This is a genomic window from Methylobacterium sp. EM32 (genome assembly GCF_040593685.1).
Classification (GTDB): Bacteria; Pseudomonadota; Alphaproteobacteria; order Rhizobiales; family Beijerinckiaceae; genus Methylobacterium.
The window spans coordinates 1-26,935 of sequence record NZ_JBEXZS010000030.1 but is presented as its reverse complement, the minus strand read 5'-3'; the positions used below and the strand labels follow the sequence as shown (position 1 = coordinate 26,935).

General features: G+C 70.3%; 26 protein-coding genes and 1 other RNA gene. 10 read left to right on the top strand and 17 right to left on the bottom strand.

Features of this window, described 5'->3' with window-relative positions:
• Positions 1–28 precede the first annotated feature (28 nt).
• Complete coding sequence (locus tag ABZT49_RS04855; RefSeq protein ID WP_355283770.1) at positions 29–598, top strand: hypothetical protein; 570 nt, start codon at positions 29–31, stop codon at positions 596–598.
• A gap of 27 nt (positions 599–625) precedes the next feature.
• Here the strand turns inward: ABZT49_RS04855 and ABZT49_RS04850 are convergent, their stop codons facing one another.
• From ABZT49_RS04850 to ffs, 8 genes are all read right to left on the bottom strand, one after another.
• Positions 626–1,051: a coiled-coil domain-containing protein gene (locus ABZT49_RS04850; RefSeq protein WP_355283766.1), complete on the bottom strand. Its 426-nt coding sequence runs from the start codon at positions 1,049–1,051 to the stop codon at positions 626–628.
• Between the two features lie 76 nt (positions 1,052–1,127).
• A complete protein-coding gene (gene truA, locus ABZT49_RS04845) occupies positions 1,128–1,880 on the bottom strand; it encodes a tRNA pseudouridine(38-40) synthase TruA (RefSeq protein WP_355283763.1) in 753 nt (250 codons plus the stop codon).
• Positions 1,880–2,842, bottom strand: coding sequence for a methionyl-tRNA formyltransferase (gene fmt / locus ABZT49_RS04840; protein WP_355283760.1), 963 nt, complete (start codon positions 2,840–2,842; stop codon positions 1,880–1,882). The genes truA and fmt overlap by 1 nt, the downstream gene beginning before the upstream one ends.
• Positions 2,843–2,847: 5 nt before the next feature.
• Positions 2,848–3,363: a peptide deformylase gene (def, locus tag ABZT49_RS04835; RefSeq protein WP_355283757.1), complete on the bottom strand. Its 516-nt coding sequence runs from the start codon at positions 3,361–3,363 to the stop codon at positions 2,848–2,850.
• A gap of 105 nt (positions 3,364–3,468) precedes the next feature.
• Entirely contained in the window at positions 3,469–4,074 is a 606-nt protein-coding gene (gene recR, locus ABZT49_RS04830; protein WP_355283753.1) for a recombination mediator RecR, read from the bottom strand.
• Between the two features lie 157 nt (positions 4,075–4,231).
• Positions 4,232–4,552, bottom strand: a complete 321-nt coding sequence (locus ABZT49_RS04825; protein ID WP_109972241.1) for a YbaB/EbfC family nucleoid-associated protein — start codon at positions 4,550–4,552, stop codon at positions 4,232–4,234.
• Positions 4,553–4,629: 77 nt separating this feature from the next.
• The gene (locus tag ABZT49_RS04820; protein ID WP_355283749.1) at positions 4,630–6,594 is read right to left on the bottom strand and encodes a DNA polymerase III subunit gamma/tau; all 1,965 of its coding nucleotides are present in this window, start codon (positions 6,592–6,594) and stop codon (positions 4,630–4,632) included.
• A gap of 65 nt (positions 6,595–6,659) precedes the next feature.
• Positions 6,660–6,756, bottom strand: an RNA gene (gene ffs, locus ABZT49_RS04815) — signal recognition particle sRNA small type.
• A gap of 222 nt (positions 6,757–6,978) precedes the next feature.
• Here ffs and ABZT49_RS04810 point away from each other — a divergent pair.
• Together ABZT49_RS04810 and ABZT49_RS04805 are read left to right on the top strand one after the other, a co-directional pair.
• Entirely contained in the window at positions 6,979–7,797 is an 819-nt protein-coding gene (locus tag ABZT49_RS04810) for a class I SAM-dependent methyltransferase (RefSeq protein ID WP_355283746.1), read from the top strand.
• A 124-nt stretch (positions 7,798–7,921) separates the two neighbouring features.
• Positions 7,922–8,911: an alpha/beta hydrolase gene (locus ABZT49_RS04805; RefSeq protein WP_355283743.1), complete on the top strand. Its 990-nt coding sequence runs from the start codon at positions 7,922–7,924 to the stop codon at positions 8,909–8,911.
• A 245-nt stretch (positions 8,912–9,156) separates the two neighbouring features.
• Here the strand turns inward: ABZT49_RS04805 and ABZT49_RS04800 are convergent, their stop codons facing one another.
• Positions 9,157–9,447 carry a hypothetical protein gene (locus tag ABZT49_RS04800; RefSeq protein ID WP_355283801.1) on the bottom strand — a complete coding sequence of 97 codons (291 nt, stop codon included), beginning with the start codon at positions 9,445–9,447 and terminating at the stop codon, positions 9,157–9,159.
• Positions 9,448–9,595: 148 nt separating this feature from the next.
• Between ABZT49_RS04800 and ABZT49_RS04795 the strand changes: the two genes are divergently transcribed.
• The 3 genes from ABZT49_RS04795 to ABZT49_RS04785 all read left to right on the top strand — a co-directional run bounded on the left by ABZT49_RS04795 (position 9,596) and on the right by ABZT49_RS04785 (position 12,841).
• Positions 9,596–10,501, top strand: a complete 906-nt coding sequence (locus tag ABZT49_RS04795) for a protein-methionine-sulfoxide reductase heme-binding subunit MsrQ (RefSeq protein WP_355283741.1) — start codon at positions 9,596–9,598, stop codon at positions 10,499–10,501.
• A 90-nt stretch (positions 10,502–10,591) separates the two neighbouring features.
• A complete protein-coding gene (locus tag ABZT49_RS04790) occupies positions 10,592–11,923 on the top strand; it encodes a nucleotide sugar dehydrogenase (RefSeq protein ID WP_355283738.1) in 1,332 nt (443 codons plus the stop codon).
• Between the two features lie 231 nt (positions 11,924–12,154).
• Positions 12,155–12,841, top strand: a complete 687-nt coding sequence (locus ABZT49_RS04785; RefSeq protein WP_109972232.1) for a Crp/Fnr family transcriptional regulator — start codon at positions 12,155–12,157, stop codon at positions 12,839–12,841.
• A 374-nt stretch (positions 12,842–13,215) separates the two neighbouring features.
• Here the strand turns inward: ABZT49_RS04785 and ABZT49_RS04780 are convergent, their stop codons facing one another.
• From ABZT49_RS04780 to ABZT49_RS04760, 5 genes are all read right to left on the bottom strand, one after another.
• Positions 13,216–14,187 carry a S1C family serine protease gene (locus ABZT49_RS04780; protein WP_355283735.1) on the bottom strand — a complete coding sequence of 324 codons (972 nt, stop codon included), beginning with the start codon at positions 14,185–14,187 and terminating at the stop codon, positions 13,216–13,218.
• Positions 14,188–14,369: 182 nt separating this feature from the next.
• Positions 14,370–15,368, bottom strand: coding sequence for a transporter (locus ABZT49_RS04775; RefSeq protein WP_355283733.1), 999 nt, complete (start codon positions 15,366–15,368; stop codon positions 14,370–14,372).
• 371 nt (positions 15,369–15,739) lie between these two features.
• The gene (gene uvrA / locus ABZT49_RS04770) at positions 15,740–18,733 is read right to left on the bottom strand and encodes an excinuclease ABC subunit UvrA (RefSeq protein WP_355283730.1); all 2,994 of its coding nucleotides are present in this window, start codon (positions 18,731–18,733) and stop codon (positions 15,740–15,742) included.
• Between the two features lie 202 nt (positions 18,734–18,935).
• A complete protein-coding gene (locus ABZT49_RS04765) occupies positions 18,936–19,613 on the bottom strand; it encodes a DNA-3-methyladenine glycosylase I (protein WP_355283727.1) in 678 nt (225 codons plus the stop codon).
• Positions 19,613–19,918: a YciI family protein gene (locus ABZT49_RS04760; protein WP_355283723.1), complete on the bottom strand. Its 306-nt coding sequence runs from the start codon at positions 19,916–19,918 to the stop codon at positions 19,613–19,615. Before ABZT49_RS04760 ends, ABZT49_RS04765 begins: the two co-directional genes overlap by 1 nt.
• 166 nt (positions 19,919–20,084) lie before the next feature.
• On the opposite strand from ABZT49_RS04760, the gene ABZT49_RS04755 reads away from it, so the two are divergent.
• A complete protein-coding gene (locus ABZT49_RS04755) occupies positions 20,085–20,672 on the top strand; it encodes a TetR/AcrR family transcriptional regulator (RefSeq protein WP_355283720.1) in 588 nt (195 codons plus the stop codon).
• Between the two features lie 276 nt (positions 20,673–20,948).
• Here the strand turns inward: ABZT49_RS04755 and ABZT49_RS04750 are convergent, their stop codons facing one another.
• A complete protein-coding gene (locus ABZT49_RS04750) occupies positions 20,949–21,413 on the bottom strand; it encodes an Lrp/AsnC ligand binding domain-containing protein (protein WP_355283717.1) in 465 nt (154 codons plus the stop codon).
• Positions 21,414–21,579: 166 nt separating this feature from the next.
• Here ABZT49_RS04750 and ABZT49_RS04745 point away from each other — a divergent pair, with 166 nt between their 5' ends.
• Entirely contained in the window at positions 21,580–22,590 is a 1,011-nt protein-coding gene (locus ABZT49_RS04745) for a 1-aminocyclopropane-1-carboxylate deaminase (RefSeq protein WP_355283799.1), read from the top strand.
• A 305-nt stretch (positions 22,591–22,895) separates the two neighbouring features.
• Here ABZT49_RS04745 and ABZT49_RS04740 read toward each other — a convergent pair whose 3' ends face one another.
• A complete protein-coding gene (locus ABZT49_RS04740; RefSeq protein WP_355283714.1) occupies positions 22,896–23,756 on the bottom strand; it encodes a GH25 family lysozyme in 861 nt (286 codons plus the stop codon).
• A 202-nt stretch (positions 23,757–23,958) separates the two neighbouring features.
• On the opposite strand from ABZT49_RS04740, the gene ABZT49_RS04735 reads away from it, so the two are divergent.
• Together ABZT49_RS04735 and ABZT49_RS04730 are read left to right on the top strand one after the other, a co-directional pair.
• Entirely contained in the window at positions 23,959–24,402 is a 444-nt protein-coding gene (locus ABZT49_RS04735) for a DUF488 domain-containing protein (RefSeq protein WP_355283711.1), read from the top strand.
• A gap of 103 nt (positions 24,403–24,505) precedes the next feature.
• Positions 24,506–25,711: an MFS transporter gene (locus ABZT49_RS04730; protein ID WP_355283708.1), complete on the top strand. Its 1,206-nt coding sequence runs from the start codon at positions 24,506–24,508 to the stop codon at positions 25,709–25,711.
• A gap of 79 nt (positions 25,712–25,790) precedes the next feature.
• On the opposite strand, the gene ABZT49_RS04725 is transcribed toward ABZT49_RS04730, so the two are convergent.
• Positions 25,791–26,891 (bottom strand): glycosyltransferase family 1 protein, encoded by a 1,101-nt coding sequence (locus tag ABZT49_RS04725; protein ID WP_355283796.1) that lies wholly within the window; start codon positions 26,889–26,891, stop codon positions 25,791–25,793.
• Between the last annotated feature and the right edge of the window lie 44 nt (positions 26,892–26,935).

Sequence of the window (26,935 nt, the reverse complement as noted above, 5' to 3'; positions counted from 1 at the left end):
CTAGCGGCCTCGATTCCGGAGGCCGCCGATGTTCGTGAGCGCTGACGAGGTGACCCGCTCCTTGCGCGGCACCGCCGGCCTGATCGGCCGCCGGCCGGAGGCGCTCGCCCATTTCGACGTGAGTGAGCGCGGCTTCTGGCGCTCCTTCGGGGCGGTCTGGCTCACAGCGCCGGCGGTGACGGTGGCGTTGTTCCTGGAGCGGGGGGCCGGCACGGCGCCGTTCCAGCTCGACCACGTGACGGCGGCGCTGCTCGCCGGGCTGGCGGCGGCGTTCCTGGCGGTGCCCCTGGCGATGATCATGCTCCTGCGCCGCCTCGGCCGGACCCGGGCCTACGTGCCCTTCGTGGTCGTGACCAACTGGCTTCTGGCGGCGGGCCTCGTCGCCCTGGCGCTGCCCGGCTGCCTGCTGCTGCTGGGACTTGCGACGCCCGGACTCGCGGCGATCGAGGCTGCAGCCTTCGCGGTGGTGATGCTGTGGCTGCACGGCCGCGCCGCCCGGGCGATCCTCGGCCTGCCGGGGCCGGCGGCGGCGCTGGTCACGCTCGCCTGTTTCGGGCTGATCGTCGGCTTTGCCGGCGGGGCGCATGCGCTGATGTGAGCGGACTTCCGAGCGTCACGGCTGCGCTCAATGGCCGGCAGGTGGCAGATAGCGGAAGGCCGCGATCATGATGCCGATGCCGGCGGCGACCAGCGCCCCGAGCTTCACAGTCATCCGCTGTTCCAGGAGCCGCATGTCGGCTCGGCCCGCCGCCAAGCCCAGATCCACGCGGTGAGACAGGTCCGTGATCCTATGAGAGAGGTCCGTGATTTTCACGTCCAGGCGACCTTCGGACTCCCGCAAATCCGCCTTGAGCCGATCCTCGGCCTCACGCAGATCCGTCCGCAGCGCGACCTCGCTCTCCCGCAGGTCGGCCTTGGTTGCCAGCGACGCCAGATCCGATTCGCGCCCATCCTTCAGCGCGCCCGTGATCGCCTCGGCCTGATCCTCTGAGAACCCGGACGCCTTGAGCCGGCGGACCATGGCATAGGTGTCGAAGGCTACGGCGGTCATGGTCGGCGGCTCGGCTCCGGCGATGCTCAAGATGCCAGAAACGCCGGACCCGGCCAAGCGCGTCAATGACGCAACGTCACCTTAACTCCGCCGGATAATCCACCCCGATCAGCGTCAGCCCGCCGGAGGGAGCCAGTGGCCCGCACCGCGTGCGGTCGCGGGAATCGAGTACGTCGCGCACGCCCTGCGGCGTCAGCCTTCCGCCACCGGCGAGCATCAGGGTTCCGACCATGCCGCGGACCTGGTGGTGCAGGAACGAGCGCGCGGCGGTGACCACCACGATCTCCTCGCCCTCGCGCGTCACGTCGAGCCGGTCGAGGGTGCGCACCGGGCTGTTGGCCTGGCACTCCGCCGCCCGGAAGGCGGAGAAATCGTGCCGGCCGAGCATCAGCTGCGCCGCCTGGTGCATCGTTCCGGCATCGAGCGGCCAGGGCACGTGCCAGACGAAGCCGCGGGTCAGGGCCGGCGGGGAGCGGCGGTTGAGGATGCGGTAGCGATAGTGGCGCTTGATCGCCGAGTGGCGGGCGTCGAAACCCGGCCCGACCTCGGCGGCCGCGATCACTGCCACCGGCTCGGGCCGCAAATGGGCATTGGCGGCGTCGCGCACCGTGTCGGTGCGCCACGGCTTGTCGAGGTCGAGATGAACGACTTGGTGCGTGGCGTGCACGCCGGCATCGGTGCGCCCGGCGCAGTGGACCCGTACCGGCCCGCCGACGAAGCGGGCGATCGCCTCCTCCAGCGCCTGCTGCACCGAGCGGTCGGCGGCCTGCCGCTGCCAGCCGGCGAAGGCGGTGCCGTCATACTCGACGACGAGCTTGTAGCGGGGCATCAGGCGAGGCGCGCACCCGGCGCGAGCTGCCGGCCGCGGGCGAAGTCCTCGAACGCCATCGCGCCCTTGCCAGCCGGCTGCACGGTAACGAGGCGGAGTGCCCCGTCGCCGGCCGCGACCGTGCCGGCGGTATCGAGCAGCGTGCCGGGCTCGCCCGAACCTTGAGCGAGGGACCCTTGCGCGAGGGACCCTTGCGCGAGACGGGCCCGCAGCACCTTCACCCGCTCCGGCCCGCGGCCGAGATCGGCGGTCAGGTAAGCGCCCGGGAACGGCGACAGGCCGCGCACCCGGTCGTGCAAGGCTTTCGCCGGTTGCGACCAGTCGAGCCGCGCCTCCTCGTTGGTGATCTTGTGAGCGTACTCTACACCCTCCTGGCTTTGCGCCCGGAACTGCAGGTTGCCGCGCTCGAGCGCGCCGAGAGCCCGCGCCATCAGGTCGGCGCCGAGCGGCATCAGCCGGTCGTGCAGCTCGCCGGCACTCATGTCGGGGGTGATGCCCACCCGCTCGACCATGCCGACCGGGCCGGTATCGAGGCCCGGCTCCATCCGCATCACCGCGACGCCGGTCTCCTCGTCCCCCGCCATCACGGCGCGCTGGATCGGCGCGGCGCCGCGCCAGCGCGGCAGCAGGGACGCGTGCAGGTTGAGGCAGCCAAGCGCCGGCGCGTCAAGGATCGCGGGCGGCAGGATCATGCCGTAGGCCACCACCACGGCGACGTCGGCCTCGTGGCTCCGGAACATCTCGGCGGCCTCGTCCGTGCGCAGGGTTTTCGGGGTCAGGACGGGGAGCCCGAACTTCTCCGCCAGCGCCTGGACCGGTGAGGGCCGCAAGGCCATGCCGCGACCGGCCGGGGCCGGTGCACGGGTATAGACCGCCACGACCTCGTGGCCGCCGCCGACGATCTCGGCCAGCGTCGGCACCGCGAAATCCGGGGTGCCCATGAACACGACTCGAAGGGACATCGTCGTTACGCGGCTTCGCGCTTGGCCGCCTTGGCGAACTTCTTCATCACCCGGTCGCGCTTGAGCTTCGACAGGTGGTCGATGAACAGCACGCCGTTGAGGTGGTCGATCTCGTGCTGGAGGCAGGTGGCGAGCAGCCCGTCGGCCTCCTGCTCCACGGTCTCGCCGTCGAGGGTGCGGAAGCGCACCCGCACCCGGTCGGGCCGGATCACCTCGGCGTAGTATTCGGGAATCGACAGGCAGCCCTCCTCGTAGGGCCGGGTCTCCTCCGACGACCAGACGATCTCGGGATCGAGCAGCACGAGGGGACGGCGCTCGTCCTTCTCCTTCGAGGTGTCGATGGTGACGATGCGCACCGGCTCGCCGATCTGGATGCCGGCGAGGCCGACGCCGGGAGCGTCGTACATCGTCTCCAGCATGTCGGCCGCGAGCTTCCGCACCTCGCCGGTGATCGTGCCGACCGGCGCCGAGATCTCGCGCAGGCGCGCGTCCGGCAGGATGACGAGGGGACGGATGCTCATTGGTGCGCCAGGAAAATCGGGGAACCGGGCGCCGACGGGCACCCGCAAGTGTTTCGGGAGATAAGGTTTCGTGTCGTCCGGGTCAAACCCGATGTCACGGCGCCGCTAGAACGCCGTGCGCTGGCGGATCGCCGCCGACAGGGTGCCCTCGTCGAGGTAGTCGAGCTCGCCGCCGACCGGCACGCCGTGGGCGAGCCGCGTCACCTTGACGGGCAGGTGGCTCATCAGCTCGGTGACGTAGTGGGCGGTAGTCTGGCCGTCGACCGTGGCGTTGAGCGCGAGGATCACCTCGCGCATCTCAGGTTGGCTCACCCGCTCGACCAGCCGGCTCAGGTTCAGGTTCTCCGGCCTCACCCCGTCGAGGGCCGAGAGCACGCCGCCGAGCACGTGGTAGCGCGCCGTCACGGCACCCGAGCGCTCCAGCGCCCAGAGATCCGAGACGTCCTCGACCACCACCAGCATCGAGGGGTCGCGGCTCTGGTCGCGGCAGATCGTGCAGGGATCCTGCGTGTCGACGTTGCCGCATTCGTGGCACACCACGATCCGGTCGGCGGCCACCTTCATGGCATCGGCGAGCGGCGCCAGCAGCGTCTCGCGCTTCTTGATGAGCTGGAGGGCGGCCCGCCGGGCCGAGCGCGGCCCGAGGCCGGGCATGCGGGCCAGGAGCTGGATCAGCCGCTCGATCTCGGGGCCCGCGACGGCCTGGGGCATGGACGACTCAACTTTCGTGATCGTGTCTCCTCCCCACGGGGGGAGGAGAGGGACTCTAAGCAGATTTCGCGAAAGTGGCCGCCGGTTTCGCGACAAAAATCTGCGACACGACAAGACGCTAAGCGGACGAAGCGTTGGCCTGCCAACGCAAGTCTGCTTAGAACGGCAGCTTCATGCCCGGAGGCAGGGGCAGGCCCTTGGTCAGCTCCTGCATCCGCTCCTGCGTCGCGCGCTCGGCCTTGGCCTTGGCGTCGTTGAGCGCCGCGACGATCAGGTCCTCCAGGATCTCCTTCTCGTCCGGCACCAGCAGGGCGGGATCCAGGGTGAGGCCCTTCACGTCGCCCTTCGCGGTCATCGTCACCGAGACGGAGCCGCCTCCGGAGGCGCCCGTGACCTGGACGCCGTCGAGCTCGGACTGGATGTCGGCCAGCTTCTGCTGCATGGCCTGGGCCTGCTTCATCATTCCCATGATGTCCATGGCGGCGTCCTCGCGCGGGAGAGAATTGAGGAGTGATGTGGGGTGGCGGCGCGCCGCCGGCTACGGGTGCGGGGCCGTCACAGATCCGGATCGTCGGCCTCGGGCGGCGGCGCGCCGTCGAGGGCAGGGGGCTCCGGCGTCTTGTCGCGCACGTCGACGATCTGGGCACCCGGAAAATTCTTCAGCACCGCCTGCACCAGCGGGTGGCTCGCCGCGCCCTGGTGGCGGCTCTCGACCGCGGCCCTGGCGCGGGCATCGATCGTCGCCTCGCCGGCCTCCTTCGACAGGGCGACCACCCAGCGCCGTCCGGTCCAGGCCTCGAGGGCGCGGGCGAGGTCGGTGGCGAGCGTCGCCCGCCCGCCCTCGGCGAGGCGGAACTCGATCCGCCCGTCCTCGAAGCGGACGAGGTGCGCGTCGCGCTCCAGCGCCATCTTCAGGCCGATGTCGCGGCGCTCGTCGGCCAGCGCCACCACGTCCTCGAACCGGCGTAGGCGCGGGCCGGATTCCGCCTTGGCGGCGGGCTTGGGCGCGGGGGCGGACTGGACCAGGGTCGGGCGCGGCGCTGCCGCGGGAGGCGGCGCGGAACGGGGCGGCGCCTCGGCCGGGGGGGCCTCCGGCAGGCTGCGGGCCAGGGCCGGCGCGGCCGCAGCCGCCTGGCTGCGCAGGGCCGCGACGGGGGCGGCAGCCGGAATCTCGCGCAACGCCGGCGCGGCCTGCAAGCCACCCGCCTGGATCGGTGCGGTCTGCGAGGCGGGCTGCACCACGGCCGGCGCCCGAGCCGGAAGGGTCAGGCCGCCGCCGTCCCGGATCTGGCGCAGGGCCTCGTCCGGGGTCGGCAGGTCGGCGGCATAGATCAGGCGCACCAGCGCCATCTCGGCCGCGGCGAGCGGCCGGGTCGCGGACTGCACCTCGGGGATCGCCTTCAGCAGGATCTGCCAGGCGCGGGACAGGGCCCGCACCGAGAGCCGGTCGGCGAAGTCGCCGCCGCGCACCCGCTCCACCTCGCTGAGCGAGGTGTCGGAGCGGGCCGAGTCCGGCGCGAGCTTGAGCCGGGTGACGAGGTGGGTGAACTCGGCGAGGTCCGAGAGCACCACCGCCGGGTCGGCCCCGGACTCGTGCTGGGCCCGCAATTCCGCGAAAGTGGCCGGCACGTCGCCGCGCATCGCCGCCTCGAACAGGTCGACGACCCGGGCGCGGTCGGCCAGCCCCAGCATGTCGCGCACCGTCTCGGCGGTGACGTGGCCGGCGCCGTGGGCGATCGCCTGGTCGAGGAGGGAGAGCGAATCGCGCACCGAGCCCTCGGCGGCCCGCGCGATGGCGGCCAGCGCCTCGGCCTCGGCGGCGACGCCCTCCGCGTCGCAGATCTTCTGCAGGTAGGCGATCAGCGCGCCCGCCTCGACCCGGCGCAGGTCGAAGCGCTGGCAGCGGGACAGGATGGTGACCGGAACCTTGCGGATCTCGGTGGTGGCGAAGACGAACTTCGCGTGCGGCGGCGGCTCCTCCAGCGTCTTCAGGAAGGCGTTGAACGCCTTCTCGGACAGCATGTGGACCTCGTCGACGATGTAGACCTTGTAGCGCGCCGAGACCGGCGAGTAGCGGATGCCGTCGATGATCTGGCGAACGTCGTCGATGCCGGTATGGGAAGCCGCGTCCATCTCCAGCACGTCGATGTGCCGGGATTCCATGATGGCGGCGCAGTGCAGGCCGAGCCGGGGCAGCCGGATCGTCGGCCCGGCCTCAGGCTCGTCGGGCAGGGCGTAGTTGAGGCCGCGGGCGAGGATGCGGGCGGTGGTGGTCTTGCCGACCCCGCGCACGCCTGTGAGCATCCAGGCCTGCGGGATGCGACCGGCCTCGAAGGCGTTCGCCAGGGTGCGCACCATGGCGCCCTGGCCGATCAGGTCGTCGAAATCCTTGGGACGGTACTTGCGGGCCAGGACCCGGTAGGCGGGGGCCGGCTGCCGGACGGGCTGCCGGCTCTCGGCCGCGCTGAACCCCGGGAGACCCGGCTCGTCGATCGAGGGCGTGCCGGAGGTCTCGTCCATGCGCTCGCAGGGTCGTGAGGGCGGCCCCCGGGATGAGGGCGCACGCGCTCCTGAAAGGAGGGTAGGGTGGGAGGCTGGACGAAAACCCGCTCGGTCTCGTTAGGGCTGCTTCCTTCCGGACCTGACCCGGTTGGCGAGTGAAACGTCCCTCGCCAACCTCCCGAGGCCTATATGGCGGCACGTCGCCGGAAACGCAAGCGCATGTCCGGCCGGGTCGGGTCGCGCGACGTCACCGGTCCGCGTCTCGCGCCGACGGCCCTCGCCCGATCCATTCCGCCAGGTTATGCGCATCGCCGGGCCGGGCACGACCGAGAGCCGCATCACGCAACGGCAGGGGCGGTCGGTGCAGCGGATGCACACTTCCTCCAGCCCGCAGGGTGACGAATGGCTCAAGCAGACAGCAGCACCAGCAACGCAGCGGCGCCGCTCGTCGATCAGGTCCGCACGCTCGTGCGGAGCCTGTTCGCCACGGCCGGACAGCCGATCCTCGACGGCTCCCTCGTCCGGGCCCTCGGCGATTGCGTCCCCGCCGACACGCTCGCGGCGCCCTGGGCGGAGGAGCGCGTGCGCGACGTGTTCTCGCCGGAGCGGCCGGACCTCCTGGATTTCGGCTGCGGCGGCAGCCACCACCGGGCGTTCATCGAGGGTTTCGGCTACCGCTGGCAGGGCGTCGACTACATGGGCGGCGTCGCCACCGGTGTCGCCGCCGCAGTCGAGGCCCAGCCCGACATCGTGTTCTACGACGGCCTCACGCTGCCCTTCCCGGATGCGAGCTTCGACGTCGTGTTCTCGATGCTGTCGCTGCACTGCGTCCAGGATATCGGGCGCTCGTTCAGCGAGATCGCGCGCGTCCTTCGTCCCGGCGGCCGCTTCATCGGCCAGACGGCGTCGTTGGAGGCCATGCAGGACTTCACGACCTACACCTTCACGCCGCACGGCTTCCGGATCGCGGTCGACGGGGCCGGTCTGCGCCTGTTCCGGGTCTGGCCCAAGCACGATGCCCTGTCGTTCCTGCTGCGGAGGCTGCTGATCGAGTTCCAGTCGTCCGAGGCCGGCAGCCTCGACGGCCTGCTGAATCCAAGCGGGCTGGTCTACGAGTGCATCGTCGAGGCAGGCACCAAGGCCGGGCTGTCGATCCGGGACGTCAACCTGCTGCGCGTGCTGTTCTCGGCCCACTTCGTCTTCGAGGCCGAGAAGCCGTGAGATCGACCTGACCCCGGCCGGGGCAGGCAGGACGTCCGGTCCGGGACGCTGCCCCGGGCCGGGCGCATGACCCCGTGGCGGTGGCGCGTTGTAAGAGCCTCGTCACCACCGGAGACCCCGCCGCATGCGCCTCCCCCTTCTCGCCGCCGCCCTCCTCTCCGCCACGGCGGCCGCCGCCGCTCCCTCCTACGGCCCCGAGCTCGAGGGCTTCGACTATCCCTATCCGGTCCGGCGCCACGCCTTCGCGTCGCAGGGGCAGGACCTGTCGATGGCCTACATGGAGGTGACGCCGGAGCGGCCGAACGGCCGCACGGTGGTGCTGCTCCACGGCAAGAACTTCTGCGCCGCGACCTGGGGCGACACCGCGTCCGTGCTCGCGCGGGACGGCTATCGGGTGCTGGCCCTCGACCAAGTCGGCTTCTGCAAATCCACGAAACCCCTCGGCTACCAGTTCAGCTTCAACCAGCTCGCCACCAACACCCACGGCCTGCTCGCAGCGCTCGGCATCGGGCGGGCCACCATCGTCGGCCATTCGATGGGCGGGATGCTGGCGGCCCGCTACGCCCTGATGTTCCCTGATTCCACCGAGCAGCTGGTGATGGTCGATCCCCTCGGGCTCGAGGACTGGCAGGCCAAGGGCGTGCCCTACCAGACCATCGACGCGGCCTACGCCGCCGAGCGCAAGACGAGCGCCGCCGGCATCAAGGCCTATCAGCTCAAGTTCTACTATGACGGCCAGTGGAAGCCGGCCTACGACCGCTGGGTCGACATGCAGGCCGGGCTCTATGCCGGTCCCGGGGCCGAGCGCGTGGCCTGGAACCAGGCCCAGACCTCCGACATGGTGTTCACCCAGCCGGTGGTGCACGAGCTCGACCGGTTGCGCGTGCCGACGGTGCTGATGGTCGGGACCAAGGACCGCACGGCGCCGGGCGCCAACCGCGCCGCGCCGGAGGTGGCCGAGACGCTCGGGCGCTACGATCGCCTCGGGCCCGAGGCGGCGGCGCGGATCAAGGGGGGGCGGCTGGTGATGTTCGAGGGCCTGGGCCACTCGCCGCAGGTCGAGGCGCCGGACCGGTTCCACGCGGCGCTGCTGCGGGAACTGGCGGCGAAATAGGCCTCTGCCGGGGGCCCTGGCGGATTCACACTTCGCTCCTCAAGAGCCAACCCTTTGTAAAGGCGAGCGCTTTCCCCTCCCCCTTGTGGGGAGGGGTTAGGGGTGGGGGTGGTGCAGAAGGCACCGCCGCGCTCCATCCGGCACCTCCAACTCCTCCCCACAAGGGGGAGGAGAGACGCGCTAACCCTTATGGGCAGCGACACTCACACCGCGATGTGTGAACACGCCTGGCCGGGGGGCCGGGGCTACTGCAGCGACTGCATCTCGCAATTCGCGTAGGCCACGCTGCCGTCGGCATAGGCCTTGAGCTTGCGCGCATAGGCCTCGGCGCCGGTGCGGTAGGGGCCGAGCTGCGCGTTGTAGGCCTTGATCCCGTCGTTGTAGGTGTAGGCCTCCCAGCCCGGGCAGCCGCCCTTGGCGTCGAGGCAGGCGGGCTTCTGCGGCGGGGCGGGCTTCACCGGCTTCTCGCTCGCCGGCGGCGGCGTCGGTGCGGTGCAGGCCGCGAAAGCCAGAGTGGGGCAAGCGGCGACTGGCATCAGGAGCAGGAGGGCGGCGAGGGCGTTGCGCGGCACGGCGGATCTCCTCAGGGTGCCGCCTCTCACGCCATCGTGTGGTCGGCCGCCCGGGTCAAACCTCCGCTCGCGGCTTATCTGTGGCGCATTCCGCACTGCACTCAGGTCCCGCATGACCGTCCACCCCCGGATCGCCGCTCCCCGTCCCACCTCGCCGCGCATCGCCTGGCCGTGGCTCGACCGGGCCGGCCGCCTGTCGCGGTTCAAGCTCGCGGTGTTCCTCCTCGCCCTCGCTCCAGGGCTGTGGTTCACCGCCGCCTACGCCCTCGACCGGCTGGGGGCGAAGCCCCTCACCGCCTACCTGCACGCCATGGGCGACTGGTCGGTGCGGTTCCTGATCCTGTCGCTCGCGGTCACGCCGATGCGACGCATCGCCAATGCGCCGAAGCTGATCCTGGTGCGGCGGATGCTGGGTCTGACCGCGCTCGCCTATGCGCTGGTCCATTTCACGCTCTACATCGCCGACCAGAAGTTCGACCTCGCCCGGGTGGCGAGCGAGATCGTGTTCCGCATCTATCTCACCATCGGCTTTGCCGGCCTGCTCGGCCTGACGGTGCTCGGCGTCACCTCGACCGACGGCATGATCCGCCGCCTCGGCAAGAACTGGCCACGGCTGCACCGGCTGGTCTACCCGCTCACCGCGCTGGCGCTGCTGCACTTCTTCCTGCAATCGAAGATCGACGTCTCGAATCCGGTCTACTGGAGCGGCCTGTTCCTCGCCCTCATGGGCTGGCGGCTGATGCAGCACTTCAAGATTCCGAGCACGCCGCTGCCGCTCCTGGGGCTCAGCCTCGCGGCCGGCCTCGCGACGGCGTTGCTCGAGACGGCCTGGTACGCGATCGCCACCGGAGTGCCGGCCGGCGCGGTGCTGGGGGCCAATCTCGACTTCGCCTACGACGTGCGCCCGGCCTGGTGGGTGCTCGCCACGGTGATCCTGATCGTGCCGATCAACCTGTGGCAGAACCGGACGGCATCCGGCGGACGGGGCCCCGTGAGCCGGCCGGCGCCGGCGCGCTGATCCCGCCGGATCGCTCTCCGACCCGATTTGACAGTCGCCCACCGCCACGCTCAAGGGAACCACACCTGAGGAGCGCGGGAGCGGCGGGACATGAACGCGAACGAGGCGCGGACGCGGACGCTCCTTCACGAGCGCCGGGCGCTGATCGGCATCGTCGGCCTCGGCTATGTCGGGCTGCCGCTGGCGCTCGCGGCGCTCCGGGCCGGTTTCTCCGTGCTCGGCTTCGACGTCGATCCGGGCCGGGTCGCGGCCTTGAACCGGGGCGAGGGGGCGTTCCACCACATCCCGGGCGAGGCCTTGAGCGACGCGCTCGCGGCCGGCACCTTCGCGGCCACCGGCGACATGGCGCGGCTCGCCGAGCCCGACGCGGTGCTGATCTGCGTGCCGACGCCGCTCACCCGCCACCGCGAGCCCGATCTGTCCTACGTCGAGGCCACCGCCCGGGCCATCGCCGCGACGCTCCGGCCGGGCCAGCTCGTGGTGCTCGAATCGACCACCTATCCGGGGACCACCGCCGAGGTGATGCGGCCGATCCTGGAGGCCGGCGGCCTGCGCTCGGGAGAGGATTTCTTCCTCGCCTATTCGCCGGAGCGCGAGGACCCGGGCAACGGCGAGTTCGACACCGCCCGCATCCCGAAGGTGGTGGGGGCAGACGATGCCGCCGCGCGCGGCCTGGCGGAGGCGCTCTACGGGGCGCTGGTGGTGCGCACGGTGCCGGTCTCCTCGGCCGCGGCCGCCGAGGCGGTGAAGCTCACCGAGAACATCTTCCGATCGGTCAACATCGCCCTCGTGAACGAGCTGAAGCTCGTCTACGACGCGATGGGCATCGACGTCTGGGAGGTGATCCAGGCGGCGGCCACCAAGCCCTTCGGCTTCATGCCGTTCCAGCCCGGGCCGGGCCTCGGCGGCCATTGCATCCCGATCGACCCGTTCTACCTCGCCTGGAAGGCACGGGAATTCGACGTGCCGGCGCGCTTCGTGGAGCTGGCCGGCGAGGTCAACACGCGGATGCCCTACCACGTCGTCGAGCGCCTGGCGGCGGCCGTCGACCGCACCGGCCGCGCCTTCTCGGGCGCCCGGGTCCTGGTGCTCGGGCTCGCCTACAAGCGAAACGTCGAGGACACCCGCGAGAGCCCGGCCCTGAAATTGATCCGGCTGATCGAGGCGCGGGGCGCGGCGGCGCTCTACCACGATCCCCTGGTGCCGGTCCTGCCGGCGACCCGCGAGCATCCGGACCTCGCCGGGCGGCGCTCGCAGCCCCTGACGCCCGAGACCCTGCGCGGGGTCGACGCCGTGCTGGTCGCCACCGACCATGACGGCGTCGACTACGCCCTGGTGGCGCGAGAGGCCCGGCTGATCGTCGACACCCGCAACGTCATGGCGCGGCATGGACTCACAGGTGCGACGATCGTGAAGGCGTAAAACCCGAAAAAATCATGGGCCGATCGACACATGGCCGGGCGCAAGCGCGGCCGCGCCCTGGCGAGCGCAGCCGCGCCGGGCTAGAACCCTTCACGATCGCGATGCGATCGTGAAGGGTTCTAGGTCTTTGGTTTTGCCGCATTTTCTTCGACGAACCGGTATCCACTTCGTCGGAAAATGCTCTAAGAACGCCGAAGGACAGCACCGCATCCGCGGGGTCGAGGGCAGCAGATGGGTCGGCTCGCAGGGTTTCCCTTCTTCAAGGACGCGGGCATCGACCTGATCTCGTACGAATCGCGGTGCATCTGGCGCCGGTTCGACGCCAACGAGATTCTCGTCGATTTCGACGACGCCTCGACCGACGTCTACCTGCTGGCCTCCGGCGAGGTGCGGATCCTCAACCGGACGCAGTCGGGCAAGGAGGTGATCCTGGGCGAGATGCGGGCCGGCGAGTTCTTCGGCGAGCTCGCCGCCATCGACGGGGTCAGCCGCTCGGCCAACGTCACGGCGCTCACCCGGGGCGAGCTCTGCGTGGTGCCGGCGGCGGTCTTCCGCGAGATCGTGTTCGCGGCGCCGCCGATCGCCGATAAGCTGCTGCGGCTGCTCGCCAAACGGGTGCGGATGCTCAACGCCCGGCTGATGGAGCACGCGGTCCTCGACCTGCGCCACCGCCTCTACGCCGAGCTTCTGCGCCTCTCCGCGCCCCGGCCCGGCACCGACGGCGAGCGGGCGGTGAGCCCGCCGCCCTATCACCACGTGCTCGCCGCCCGCATCGGCTGCCGCCGCGAGCAGGTCACGCGGGAATTCACCGTCATGGCCCAGGAAGGCCTCGTCGACCGTACCCGCGGCGCGCTGATCCTGCGCCGGCCGGACATCCTGGAGGCCCGGGTGGCCGAGGCGCTGCGGGAAGACGCGTGAGCGGCTTCTGGCGGCGGCGTGATACGATTTCTGCTTGATCCAGTCAGATAAAGATCGAGCGCGTCTCCCCTCTCCCGAGTGGGAGAGGGGCCGGGGGTGAGGGTGACACGCTTCAGTGTAAGGCTCTGACGGTCGTGCTGGCAGCGTGACGGTTCAGATCTATACTGAAGCGCGCCACCCTGCGCGATCTTCGATCGCCCCTACCCCTCTCCCACTCGGGAGAGGGGATCCCGCGCTTGATCCTGAAAGGGGAATTCCTCGGCCAGACTGGCGTAGGAGCAAGGAGAGGAGAAAAACCGCGTCTCGTCCTTCCTCGAGACAAACCTGACGCACGCCAACCCGGTAGGACGCCCGTCAGAGACGCAGCCCCCGCCTCAATGCAGCCGCGGCGCCACCAGGAAGGTCGACCGGTCGGCCGAGGCGACGGCAATGCTCAGGGTCCGCCCGTCGCGATGCACGGTGAGCGGCACGGCGACGCCCGCCGGGCCGAGCGCCCAGACGGCGCGCAGGAAGCTCGCGAGGTCGCTCACCTCGGTCTGGCCCACCGCCATCAGGATGTCGCCGGCGCGCAGGTCGGCGGCCTCGGCCGGGGCGCGGGGCGAGAGGCCCATCACCACGACCTGGTCGTCCATCTCGGTGGCGTAGAGGCCGAGCCAGGGGCGGGGCGGGCCGAAGACCCGGCCGAGCGTCGTCAGGTCGTGGAGGATCGGCTTCAGGAGGTCGATCGGCACCGCCATGTTGATGGGGCGGCTGTCGCGGCCGCCCTGCTGGAGTTGGAGCGAGCCGATGCCGGTGAGCTCCCCCGCCGGGCCGATCAGGGCCGCGCCGCCCCAATGCGGGTGCGAGGGCGCGGTGAAGATCGCGTCGTCGAGGAGGTATTCCCAGTAGCCGGCGAATTCCTGCCGGGCGACCACCTCGGCGGCAACGGCCCGCGAGCGGCCGCCGGCCCCGGCCATCACCAGCCGGTCGCCGATGCGCAAGCTGTCGGCACTGCCGAGCGGCAGATGCGGCAGGTCGAGGCGGCCGAGCGCCTGCACCAGGCCGAAGCCGGTGGCGGCGTCGTAGCCGACGACGTGGCCCGGCGCGGTGCGCCCGTCATGGGCGGTGAGCCAGACGCTCTCGGCCTCGGTGATCAGGTAGCCGATGGTGAGCACCAGCCCGTCCTCGCCGATCAGGACGCCGTTGCCGGCCCGCTCGGTGCCGAGGATCTCGGCGGTGTAGGCGCCGTCCGGCACCCGCGAGGACAGGGCGACGACGGCGGTGAGGGTCTGGTCGAGGTCGTAGGAATAGGCGGCCGGGCGGGGCTGCACCGCGGAGGGGATCTTCCAGTCGCCGGGCGCTGCCATGATGGCCTCCTGCCGGGGCGTCGGTCGCCCCGTGTCACGTCTCGTCGGCGGGGCCGTCTCGGCCCCGCCCGCTCGCTCCCGTTATAGGTCGCGCGAGCCGCGCCCGACAGGCATCGCCCACACGCGAGAACGCCCGGCTCGCGGAGCCGGGCGGGAGGGGAAGGTTGTCGGGTGCGGCGCCGTCAGTATTTGCGCACCAGGGGCACCGGCTCCGGCGCAGGAGCCGCCGCGACGGTGTAGAGCGGGGCGATGACGCGGAACCAGCCCTCGGTCGAGTAGGCCTCGCGGTTGGTCGCCAGGCCGGTGACCGGCGAGATCTGGCGGGCCGAGGTGGCGACGTCGCGGGCGACCCAGGCCTGGACCGTGAACTTGCCGAAATCGTAGCCGACGAGGCCGCCGAGGGCGAAGCGGCCGCCGCCGCCGGGCGAGACCGTGCCGCAGGTGGCGAAGTTGCCGGCGCAGGGCGCGCCGAGGGGCAGGGGCCCGCGATTCGGCAGGTTGGTGGTGCCGTAGCCGATGGCGCCGATCTCGAACTTGCCGAACTTCTTGGTCGCCGTCAGGTCGAGGTTGAGGGCGTCGCTCGGGAACTGGCTGCCGTAGAAGCCTGGGATGCCGTTGCGGCCGCCGAAGCGGGCCGGCACGTCGTAGAAATTGTAGGTGAGGTTGGCGGTGACGTTCCAGCCGTCGCCGGTATAGCTGATGCCGAAACCCTGGCGGTAGGTGTTGGAGGCCAGGATCGGCAGGCCGCCGCCGCGTCCGGCATTCAGCTCGTTCAGGTAGACGCCGGCCAGGTAGCTGACGCCGACATTGTTGCCGAGGTCCCAGGCGAAGATGCCGCCGAGGAAGGTGCCGACATTGACGCTGGTGTCGCGCCCGCCCGCAGTTCGGGAGAAGGTGAAGACGGTCGGCGGGGCGATCACCGCCTCGAAGCGCGCGCCCAGAACCTTCCAGGGCGTCGACCAGACCAGGACCGGGACGTTGACCGCGGTGTCGGTGGAGGTCGCGTTCGGGCCGTCGGGGCTGCGATAGGTGAAGGTGTCGATCGCGTAGACGCCCTCGGGCAGCGGCGCGCCGATCGCGAGGCCGACCTGCTCGCCCGGCACCGTCGTGGTCTGCGCGGACGCCGCCGTCGCGGTCAGCGACAAGGCGGCCGCCCCCGCGGCCAGCCAATGTTTGACCATGAGCTTTTCCTTCCCAAACGACTCTTCGGGTTACTCTCGAGGCGGCTGGACCACGTCCATCGGCCGGCCGCCCTCGTCCGCGCGCGTCGCACGGCCAAGGAGACGGCCTTCGATGTCCGGAAGCAGCAGCCCGGCACAGTCTGAACGGGGCGATGTTCTGACGGCCGTGCCCGGAAGGCGAGTCTTTTGCTCAGGATTGAAGCAGATGATCGCTGCGCGTTGCGCAAATGACGCATTTTCGTCATCTGCCGTTGATTTTGTACTTTGGTACAACAGCGTCCGCGATCGCGAGAAATCGCCGGTTTGCTGCGGTGCACGGGCGGGTTTTCCGCCCGTGCGGTCACGCTTCGCGGGTGTTTTCGCGCGACAAACTACTCGGCCGCCTGCTTGCGGGCCGCCGGCTTGCGGGTCCGGGGCGCCTTCGCGGCCGGGGCCGGCTTTGCCCCGGCCGGGCGCCGGGCCAGGACCTCGCGCAGGAAGCGGCCGGTATGGCTCGCCTCCGAGGCCGCGATGTCCTCCGGCGTGCCCTCGGCCACGATGGTGCCGCCGCCGTCGCCGCCCTCGGGGCCCATGTCGATCACCCAGTCGGCGGTCTTGATGACCTCGAGGTTGTGCTCGATCACCACCACGCTGTTGCCCTGGTCGACGAGCTCGTGCAGCACCTCCATCAGCTTGGCGACGTCATGGAAGTGCAGGCCGGTGGTCGGCTCGTCGAGGATGTAGAGGGTGCGGCCGGTGGCGCGCTTCGACAGCTCCTTGGAGAGCTTGACCCGCTGTGCCTCGCCCCCCGACAGGGTCGTGGCCTGCTGGCCGACCCGGACGTAGCCGAGGCCGACCCGGGCCAGGGTCTCGAGCTTCTCGCGGATCGCCGGCACCGCCTTGAACAGCTCGGCCGCCTCCTCCACCGTCATGTCGAGCACGTCGGCGATCGAGCGCTCGCGATACTTCACCTCCAGGGTCTCGCGATCGTAGCGCTTGCCCTTGCAGACGTCGCAGGTGACGTAGACGTCGGGCAGGAAGTGCATCTCGATCTTGATGACGCCGTCGCCCGAGCAGGCCTCGCAGCGGCCGCCCTTGACGTTGAACGAAAACCGGCCCGGCTGGTAGCCTCTCGCCTTGGCCTCGGGCAGGCCAGCGAACCAGTCGCGGATCGGCGTGAAGGCGCCGATATAGGTGGCGGGGTTCGAGCGCGGGGTGCGGCCGATCGGCGACTGGTCGATGTCGATGACCTTGTCGAGGTGCTCCAGCCCCTCGATCCGGTCGTGGGGCGCGGGGTGCTCCAGCGCCCCGTTGAGCTTGCGCGCCACCGCCTTGTAAAGCGTGTCGACGACCAGCGTCGACTTGCCGCCGCCGGAGACCCCGGTGATACAGGTGAAGGTGCCGAGCGGGATCGCCGCAGTCACATCCTTCAGGTTGTTGCCCCGCGCGCCGACGAGGCGCAACATCTGGGACTCGGGTGCCTCGACCTTGGCGGCCGGGTTGCGCTTGGCCTTTCGGCGCATCTTCGGCACCCGCACCGAGAGCTTGCCCGTGAGGTATTTCGCGGTGAGCGAGTTCTCGTCCGCGAGCAGCTCCGGCGGCGTTCCCTGCGCCACGATCTGCCCGCCATGGATGCCGGCGCCGGGCCCGACATCGACGACGTAATCGGCCTGCAGGATCGCGTCCTCGTCGTGCTCGACCACGATCACCGAGTTGCCGAGGTCGCGCAGCCGCTTGAGCGTGCCGAGCAACCGCTCGTTGTCGCGCTGGTGCAGGCCGATCGAGGGCTCGTCGAGGACGTAGAGGACGCCGGTGAGTCCCGAGCCGATCTGCGAGGCCAGCCGGATGCGCTGGCTCTCCCCGCCCGACAGCGAGCCCGAGCCGCGGGCGAGCGTGAGGTATTCGAGGCCGACATCGACCAGGAAGGTCAGCCGGTCGCGGATCTCCTTCAGGATGCGGGCGGCGATCTCGTTGTGCTTCGGGCTCAGGTGCTCGGGCAAGTCGCCGAACCAGCGATGCGCGTCCCGCACCGAGAGCACCGTGGCGTCGCCGACGTCGCTGCCGGCGATCTTCACCGCCAGCGCCTCGGGCTTCAGCCTTTTGCCGCCGCAGGCCGAGCACGGCGTCTCGGCCATGAACCGGCCGATATCCTCGCGCGCGGCGTCGCTGTCGGTCTCCTTGTAGCGCCGCTCCAGGTTCGGGATCACGCCCTCGAAGGGCTTCGAGACCTCGTAGGCGCGCAAGCCGTCATTGTAGGCGAAGCGGATCTCGTCGCCGTCCGAGCCGTAGAGCACCACCTGGCGGGCGGCCTCGGTGAGCTTGCACCACGGCGTGTCGGTGCGAAAGCGGTAGTGACGCGCGAGCGCGTCGAGGGTCTGGCCGTAATAGGGCGAAGTGGACTTCGCCCAGGGCGCGACGGCGCCGCGCGACAGGCTCAAGGCCTCGTCGGCGATGACCAAAGTCGGGTCGATCCGCATCTCGTGGCCGATGCCGCCGCAGGTCGGGCAGGCGCCGAACGGGTTGTTGAACGAGAACAATCTCGGCTCGATCTCGGGAATCGTGAAACCGGAGACCGGGCAGGCGAAGCGCGACGAGAAGGTGATGGGGTCGGGGGCAGGACCGTCCTCGGGCGTGTCCGCGAACGCCACCACCGCGATGCCGTCCGCCAGCTCCAGCGCGGTCTCGAACGAATCGGCCAGCCGCGAGGCCATGTCGGCCCGCACCACGATCCGGTCCACCACCACGTCGATGTCGTGCTTCAGCTTCTTGTCGAGCTTCGGCACGTCGTCGATGGCGTAGTACTCGCCGTCGATGCGCAGGCGCTGAAAGCCCTTCTTCTGGAACTCGGCGATCTCCTTGCGGTACTCGCCCTTGCGGCCGCGCACGACGGGGGCCAGCAGGTAGAGCCGGGTCTTCTCGGGGAGAGCCAGCACCCGGTCGACCATCTGGCTGACGGTCTGGCTCTCGATCGGCAGGCCGGTCGCCGGCGAATACGGGATGCCGACCCGCGCCCACAGGAGGCGCATGTAGTCGTAGATCTCCGTGACGGTACCGACCGTCGAGCGCGGGTTCTTCGAGGTGGTCTTCTGCTCGATCGAGATCGCCGGCGACAGCCCGTCGATCTGGTCGACGTCGGGCTTCGCCATCATTTCGAGGAACTGACGCGCATAGGCCGAGAGCGACTCGACGTAGCGGCGCTGCCCCTCGGCGTAGATGGTGTCGAAGGCGAGCGACGACTTGCCCGAGCCCGACAACCCGGTGAACACCACGAGCTTGTCGCGGGGGATCGTCAGGTCGACGTTCTTCAGGTTGTGCTCGCGGGCGCCCCGCACCGCGATCACGCGGCCCTCCGCGGAACGGTCGAAGAGCTTGTCGAGAGAGGCCATGCAGAGGGGCTCCGGGCCGGATTCGACACGGCCAGGCTTGATGGGACCGGGATCGGCCGGGAGCCCGTGACGTTCGGGGAGCCCATCGACCGTGATGGTGACCAGATGGGGCGCGGGGGCGCCCGAGCCAAGTCTGCCCTCACGACTAGAACAAACTGCGTACAGGAGCAACCGCGGCGCCGGCTCCGCCTTCAATGCTAGCTCAGGACGGAACGCTCAGCGCCAGGATACGGCTGATCTCCGTGAGATTGCGCCCCGATTCGGCGGACCACAGATTGAAGGCGCGCTGGACCAGCGCCAGATCGCGCGCAGTGCTCGGCGCACGCGCGACGACGCCTTCCCGGATCAACGCCGCGACGACGTCCCTGGTGGTGACGAAGGCCGGCTTGCCGATCGCCCGCAGGACGCGCATGCCCGAATCGCCGCCGAGATGGCGGCCGCGCTCCCGCAGCACGCGCAGCAGGCTGACGAGGTCGTCCTCGGGCCATTCCGCTAGGAATCGGGCGGCCGAGCCGTGCTCGCGCGCCAGCGCCAGGAGGAGGGCCGCGTTGACGCGCACCGCGTCGATCTTGGCCCGGTTGCGGACGATCCCCCGATCGGCGGCCAGGGCGTCGATCTCCTCGTCGGTCAGCGCCGCGCAGTCCGGCGGATCGAACGCCCGAAAAGCGCTCTCGAAGGCCGGCCATTTCGCGTCGATCACTTGCGGGGAGAAGCCGGCGCTGAAGACGCGCCACGTCATCGCGGCCAGGATGCGGTGATCGGGCAAAGCGGCGATCCGGTCGCGCGGGAGGACCGGCGTCTCGCCGAGCATCGCCTCCAGGGCCGCGAGGCCGCCCTTGCGCGACGCCGCCTCGGCCAGGATCACGGAGAAGGGCCGCATCACGCCGGCTCACCCGTGAACCAGGGCTCGCACCATTCCTGCCGCATCACCGGCCGGAACTCCGTGAAGGTGAAGCGGGCGACGCCGGCCCGGCGAAACGGCTCGGCCTCGAACAGCGTTTCAAGGTCCTCGCGGCTCTCGGCCCGTGCGACCAGGAACCCGCCGACCGGCGGCTCCTTCGGCCCCGAACACAAGAAATAGCCGCGATCGTATCCGTCCTTCAGGAAGTCCCGATGACTCGGTATCAGAGGAGAAACGACCTCGAACGGAACGAGATAGGTCGCTTCGACGATGAAATGCTTCATCTCATGATCCCCATGCGGAGAGGATGCTTTTGGTCCTGGGACGGATGCCGCGCCGGTGCGGCGACACGCGACACCGTGACCTGAGCCGGAGGGACCTGCCGCACTGGCAGATCCAGGCCCCAATGTGGTACGAACCGGTCGGTCACATGTCAATCGAGGAACCACGATGGACCAAGCATCGAAGGGGTCGCCACGGGCGCGCGACAGGATCTTCGCGGTCGCGGCCGAGCGGTTCTACCGCGACGGGATCCGGTCGGTCGGCGTCGAGGCGATCGTCAAGGAGGCCGGCGTCACCAAGATCAGCCTCTACCGCAGCTTCCCGTCGAAGGACGATCTCGTCCTCGCCTATCTCGAGGAGCGGTCGCGGCAGTTTCTCGAACGCTGGGACGCGACGTTCGACCGCTACGACGACCCGGACGAGCGGCTCCGCGCGATCATGGCCTCCCTGGTCGAGCGGACGACGCAGGAGGGATACCGGGGCTGCCCCTTCATCAACTTCTGCGCCGAGTTCGCCGATCCGGACCATCCCGGCCGGCAGATCGCGCGGGACACGAAGACGGCTTTGCGGGAGCGGTTCCGGCGCCTCGCCGGGGCGCTGCGGGCGAGGGATCCAGGCCAACTTGCCGACGGCCTGCTCCTGCTCGTGGAAGGGGCCTACGCGATCAGCCAGACCCATGGCGGCGGGCCGGACGGCGTCGGGCACGCGCTCGTCCAGGCGGCGGAGGCGCTCGTGGCGCAGCAGCGGGCCGGGTAGGCGGACCGGGGCGGCTCCACGGGTATACCCTCGTCGGTCGCCCGCTCTCATCCTCTGTGTGACCGACAGGGTTGCATCACGACACACACGCCCATCCCACCCGCGACCTCATCCTGAGGTGCGAGGCGATCGAGAATCGCCGAGCCTCGAAGGAGGGCTCCAGAACCCGCGGCGATATCTGGAAGCCTCCTTCGAGGTCAGTCGATTTGCAATCGACTGACACCTCAGGATGAGGGCGTGAGTGGGATACGATCGACCGATCGGTCAGGCAGGATGTCACAAGCTGAGCGGGGCGTTGTCGATCACCTCCTTCATGACGAAGAAGGTCCGGGTCTGGCGCACCCCGGGCAGGGCGATCAGGATCTCGCTGTGCATCCGGTTGAAGTCGGCCATGTCCGAGACCCGGATCTTGAGGAAGTAGTCGAAGTCGCCGGCGACAAGGTGGCAGTCGAGGAGGGTCGGCATCGCGAGGGCCGCGGCCTCGAAGGCGGAGAAGGCCTCGGGCGTCGAGCGGTCGAGCACCACGCCAACGAGGACCAGCGAGCCGCGCCCGACCCGCTCGGGGGCGACCACGGCGCGCACGCCGCGCAGGTACCCTTCGTCGAACAGGCGCTGGGTGCGGCGGTGGCAGGTCGCCGGGCTGGTGTTGACGCGCTTGGCCAGCTCGGCGTTGCCGATGCGGCCATCCTCTTGCAGCAGACGGAGAATTTTCAGGTCGATGCGGTCGAGCCCATCGGGCATGAAAGATCCTTCCGTGGGAGAGCGTATTCATGGAAGGCTGTAGCATATCGCGCCGGCAGCGGCGCCAGCCGGCGTCAAAGATCGCCTAACTTCGAGAGCACCTTCCGCCGGGGGCCTGCTACAACGATCCCGGCTTCCACACAGGACCCCGGCGATGACCCAATCGATGCTGTCGCAGTTCGAGCGCTACCCCCTGACCTTCGGCCCGACCCCGATCGAGCACCTGCCGCGCCTGACCGCCCATCTCGGCGGCGACGTGCAGATCTACGCCAAGCGCGAGGACTGCAATTCGGGTCTGGCCTATGGCGGCAACAAGCTGCGCAAGCTCGAATACATCGTGCCGGACGCGATCGCCTCGGGCGCCGACACCCTGGTGTCGATCGGCGGCGTGCAGTCGAACCACACCCGCATGGTGGCGGCGGTGGCTGCCAAGATCGGCATGAAGTGCCGGGTGATCCAGGAAGCCTGGGTGCCGCACGAGGACGCGGTCTACGACCGGGTCGGCAACATCATGCTGACGCGGATCATGGGCGCCGAGTCGCAGCTCGTCGACGACGGCTTCGACATCGGCATCCGCGACAGCTGGAAGCAGGCGATCGAGGACGTGAAGGCGAAGGGCGGCAAGCCCTACGCGATCCCGGCCGGCGCCTCGGTGCACAAGTTCGGCGGACTCGGCTATGTCGGCTTCGCCGAGGAAGTACGCAAGCAGGAGGCCGAGATGGGCCTCCACTTCGACTACATTGTGGTATGCACCGTCACCGGCTCGACCCATGCGGGCATGCTGGTCGGCTTCAAGCCCGACGGCCGCGCCCGCAACGTCATCGGCATCGATGCCTCCTGCACCCCGGCGCAGACCCGGGCGCAGGTGCTCGAGATCGCCCGCAACACCTCCGCCCTCGTCGGCGCCGGTGAGATCACCGAGGACGACGTGGTGATCAAGGAGGAGTACGCCTACCCGGTCTACGGCGTACCCTCTAAGGAGACGGTCGAGGCGATCCGCCTCTCGGCCCGGCTCGAGGCGATGATCACCGACCCGGTCTACGAGGGCAAGTCGATGCAGGGCATGATCGACCTCGTCCAGAAGGGCTTCTTCCCCAAGGGCTCGAAGGTGCTCTACGCCCATCTCGGCGGCGCGCCGGCGCTGAACGGCTACAGCTACACCTTCCGCAACGGCTGACCGGGGGGCTGTTCGCCAGGCTGCTCTTCGTCGAACAGCTCCCGGACCTGCCACCCTCCACGTCATCCCGGGGCCGCGCAGCGGAACCCGGGATCAATAACCGCCGTCAGCTCAGTATAATGCGGAGCACAATCCGCCTCATTCCTGGACGTCGGCGGTTATGGATCCCGGGTTCTCGCTTGCAGCGAGCCCCGGGATGATACTGAGGGCAGCAGGTCCGCTTGCGGGAAATCAGCGATGATCCAAGAAGAAGCCCGGCTGCTCGTCGCGGACCGGGCTTCTTCGTCTTCGCTACCGCGTGGCCGTCACTTGTCCGTGCAGAGCCCCGCCTCCGAGAGCCGGCGGTGATGGCGCGGGTCGCAATCGGTCGCCAGGAACGAGGCCCACTCGGCCTTGGTGCCGTAGAAGGCGTTGCGGTCGACGTCGCCGCGCACGCCCGGCACCCGGCCGGTCGAGGTGAACTGCCACAGCATCCAGTCGCGGTTGGCGTAGCGCTGCTCCGGCTCGGCCGCGGTGGACCGGACCCAGTGCGGGTAATCCGGCAGCTCGCCCTCCAGCACGTCCTTGTGGAAGGTGATGTCGGTGTAGATGATCGGCCGCTTGCCGGTATAGGCCTCCATCTCGCGGAGCATGTACTCGGTCATCGCGAGGGCCTGGGCCTTCGGCAGCTTCTTCGGGCAGAGCTGCGAGTGGCCGTTCCACTCGACGTCGAGGACCGGGGGCAGGGCGGTCGGGTCGTTGGGGACGTTGCGCTTGAACCAGTCCATCTGGTCCTTGGCCGAGCGGCACCAGAACACGAAATGGTAGGCGCCGCGCGGCACGCCGGCCCGGCCGGCGCCGTCCCAGTTCTCGCGGAAGCGGTCGTCGACGTGGTCGCCGCCCTCGGTCGCCTTGATGTAGGCGAACTGGGTGCCGGCGCCCTTGACCGAGGTCCAGTCGATCGGCCCCTGCCACTTCGAGACGTCGATGCCCTGGATCGGGTGGTTCTTCGCCTTGGCGACCCCCGGATGGGGCTTCACGTCGCCCTTGGTCGGGTAGAAATCGGCGCCGCCGCCGGCGCAGGCCGCCAGCGCGGCGAGGCTCGCCGCCGCGACGGCGCGCTTGCCCCACAGGACGCTGCGCGACAGCACGGAGGACCACGGGGCGGGGGGGATCGTCGACTCCATCGGCATCGGGGCGCGGCCTGACTTCACGCGGAACACTATGGCTATTCGATGCGGTGGGGCGGGTTAATGGAAGCTTGACGGGATCTGAACGGAATTCCGAAACGCGTGACGCAAAAGCCACGTAGGGCCGGCGCACGGCTCGCCCGAGCCTCGTCCATCGGGCATAAGCCCCGGTCGAAATTGAGGTTTGCCGGGGCGAGGAATGGCCAAGGTTCTGTTTACCATCGGGTACGAAGGCGCCGATTCGGAGCGCTTCACCGCCGCCTTGCGCGATGCCGGCGTGGCGACCCTGGCCGATGTGCGGGCGGTGGCGGCCTCGCGCAAGCGGGGCTTCTCGAAGAGCGCGCTGGCCTCAGGCCTGACCGGGGCGGGAATCGGGTACGCGCATCTGCGCAGCCTCGGCACGCCGAAGGCCGGCCGCGAGGCGGCGCGCGCCCATGACGCGGCGCTGATGCGGCGGATCTACTGCGACGAGGTGCTGGACACGGCCTCGGGCGAGGCCGCCCTGGATGAGCTCGCGGCGTTGGCGACCGCCGGGCCGACCTGCCTGCTCTGCTTCGAGCGCGACCCCGAGCGGTGCCACCGGCGGGTCCTGAGCGAGCGGCTGGCGGGGAGGGGGTTCGAAGTCGTCGATCTGTTCGCGTGAGGCGCCGCGACAGCCCCCCGGGCTCGCTTCTCGATTCGACCTGGACCGTCGAACCGCCGCGCCGCATCATGCCGGCCGCCCGCTACCCGACCATCGCTCGAAAATGCTCATCCCCTCGCCGACGGCCCGTGCCGTCGCTGCCCTCTCCCTGACGCAGATCATCGGGTGGGGCGCGACCTTCTGGCTGCCCGCGGTCACGGGACCGGCCATGGCCGGCGAGCTGGGCCTGACCCTTCCCCTCGTGATGGCCGGGCCGACGGTCATGCTCGTCGTCATGGCCGCCGTGACATGGCCGCTGAGCGGCGTCTTCGAGCGCTACGGCGCACGCCCGGTCATGATCGCCGGATCGGCCCTGGGCGCGGCCGGCCTGCTGATCCTGGGTTCGGCCGATGGACCGGCGCTCTACTTCGTGGCGTGGGTCGTCGTCGGGCTGGCGGGCGCCGGGATGCTGACCACCCCGGCGCAGATCGCCGTGACCGAGATCGCCGGCGGCGCGGCGCGCCGGGCGCTCGGCATCCTGGTCCTGGCCGGCGGGCTGACCTCGACGATCGTCTGGCCGCTCTCGGGTCTCCTGCAGGCCCAGTGGGGCTGGCGCGCGACGACGTTGTCCTACGGCGTCCTGATGCTGCTCGTCTGCGTGCCGCTGCACTGGGTGACGCTCGCGCGGCGGCCCGGACAGCGATCCGGCCCGGGAGCCGCAGAGCCCGTCGGCCTCGACCGGGCGCGCTTCACCCTTCTCGCCCTGAGCTTCGCGGCGAACGGCTTCTTCACCTGGGGCTTCGCCCTCACCTTCATCATCCTGTTCGAGGCGGCGGGTCTCGACCATGCCGGCGCGCTGGCCGCGGCGTCCTTCATCGGCATCGCCCAATGGGCGGGACGCATGGTCGACGTCCTCGGTGGCCGGCACTGGTCGGGCTTCGCCCTCGGCCTCGCTGCCTACGCGTTGTTTCCGCTGAGCTTCGTCGTGCTGCTGCTGACCAGCAGCTTTGCCGGGGCCATGCTGTTCGCCACGCTCTACGGCGCCGCCAGCGGCATCGGCGCCGTCACCCGCGCCACGCTTCCGCTGCAGATCTTTCCCACCGGCGCCTATGCCCGCGCCTCGGCACGTCTGGCGGTGCCGCTCAACCTCTCCTTCGCGGCCGCGCCGCCCGTGTTCGCCGCCCTCGTGACGAGGGCGGGTCCCCATGCCGCCCTGTGGCTGGCCCTGACGATCTCGATCGTGGCGTTCGGCCTTCTGTTGGGCCTGCGGATGCTGCACCATCGCCTGGCGCCTGAGCCCCAGCAGAGCCTCGCGCTGAAGGTCGAATGAAACGGACGAGCATGCCGGGGACGTGGCCATCCCAAGCTGGCCTTGTGAGGCATGCCGCCTGCCTTCTCCCTGGCTGTCGCTACCCCTCGCCCACTCGCGGCAACGGCGCCTCGCCCGGCAGGGCCCGCACCACGCCGGGCCGCCCGCGCCGCGCCGGCGCCCCCTCCGCATGGGCGGCCTCGATATTGCCGTAGAACTGGTCGGCGCTCGCCTCCCAGGTGTAGCGCAGGGCCTCCGCCCGGCAGGCATCCCGCGGGATCGCGAGCGCGGCGCGGGCCGCCGCGCCGAGGTCGTGGTCGAGGATCCCGACATCGGTGCCACCGACCACGTCGAGCGGCCCGGTCACCGGATAGGCCGCGACGGCCAGGCCGCTCGCCAGCGCCTCCAGCAGCACGATGCCGAAGGTGTCGGTGAGGCTCGGGAAGACGAAGACGTCGGACGCCGAATAGACCCGGGCCAGAGCCTCGCCGGTGAGGGTGCCGAGGAAGCGCGCGCCGGGATCGAGCCCGGCGAGCCGCGCCCGGTCCGGCCCGTCGCCGACGACGATCTTGGTGCCGGGCAGGTCGAGGCGCAGGAACGCCTCGACGTTCTTCTCCACCGCCAGCCGCCCGACGAACAGGAAGAACGGCCGCGGCAGCCCGGCGAGCGCGGCCGGCGGGGCCTCGCCGTCGCGGGGGCGGAAAAGGGTGGTGTCGACGCCGCGGCTCCAGCGCATCAGCCGGGTGAAGCCGCGCCCGGCGAGGTCGCGCTCCAGCGAGGGCGTGCTCACCATCGTGCCGCTCGCGGCGCCGTGGAAGCGGCGCAGCCAGGCGTAGCTCCAGCGTTCCGGCACCGGCAGGCGGGCGGCGAGGTATTCGGGGAAGCGGGTGTGGTAGCTGGTGGTGAAGGGGCGCCCCTGCGCCAGGCAGACCCGGCGTGTGGCGAGTCCGATCGGCCCCTCGGTGGCGATGTGGACGTGGCTCGGCGCCAGGGCGGGAAAGCGGGAAGCGACACCGCGGGCGGTGACGAGCGAGAGCCGGATCTCGGCATAGCCCGGCAGCGGCACGCTGGCGAAGTCCAGCGGCGTCAGCATCACCGGGTCGTGGCCGCGCCGGCGCCCCGCCGCGACCATGTGCTCGAGGGAGCGGACGACGCCGTTGACCTGGGGATGCCAGGCATCGGTCGCGACGAGGAGCCTCACGCGACGGCCCGGGTGCTCTGGGCGGCCGGGGGCAAGGGGGTGCG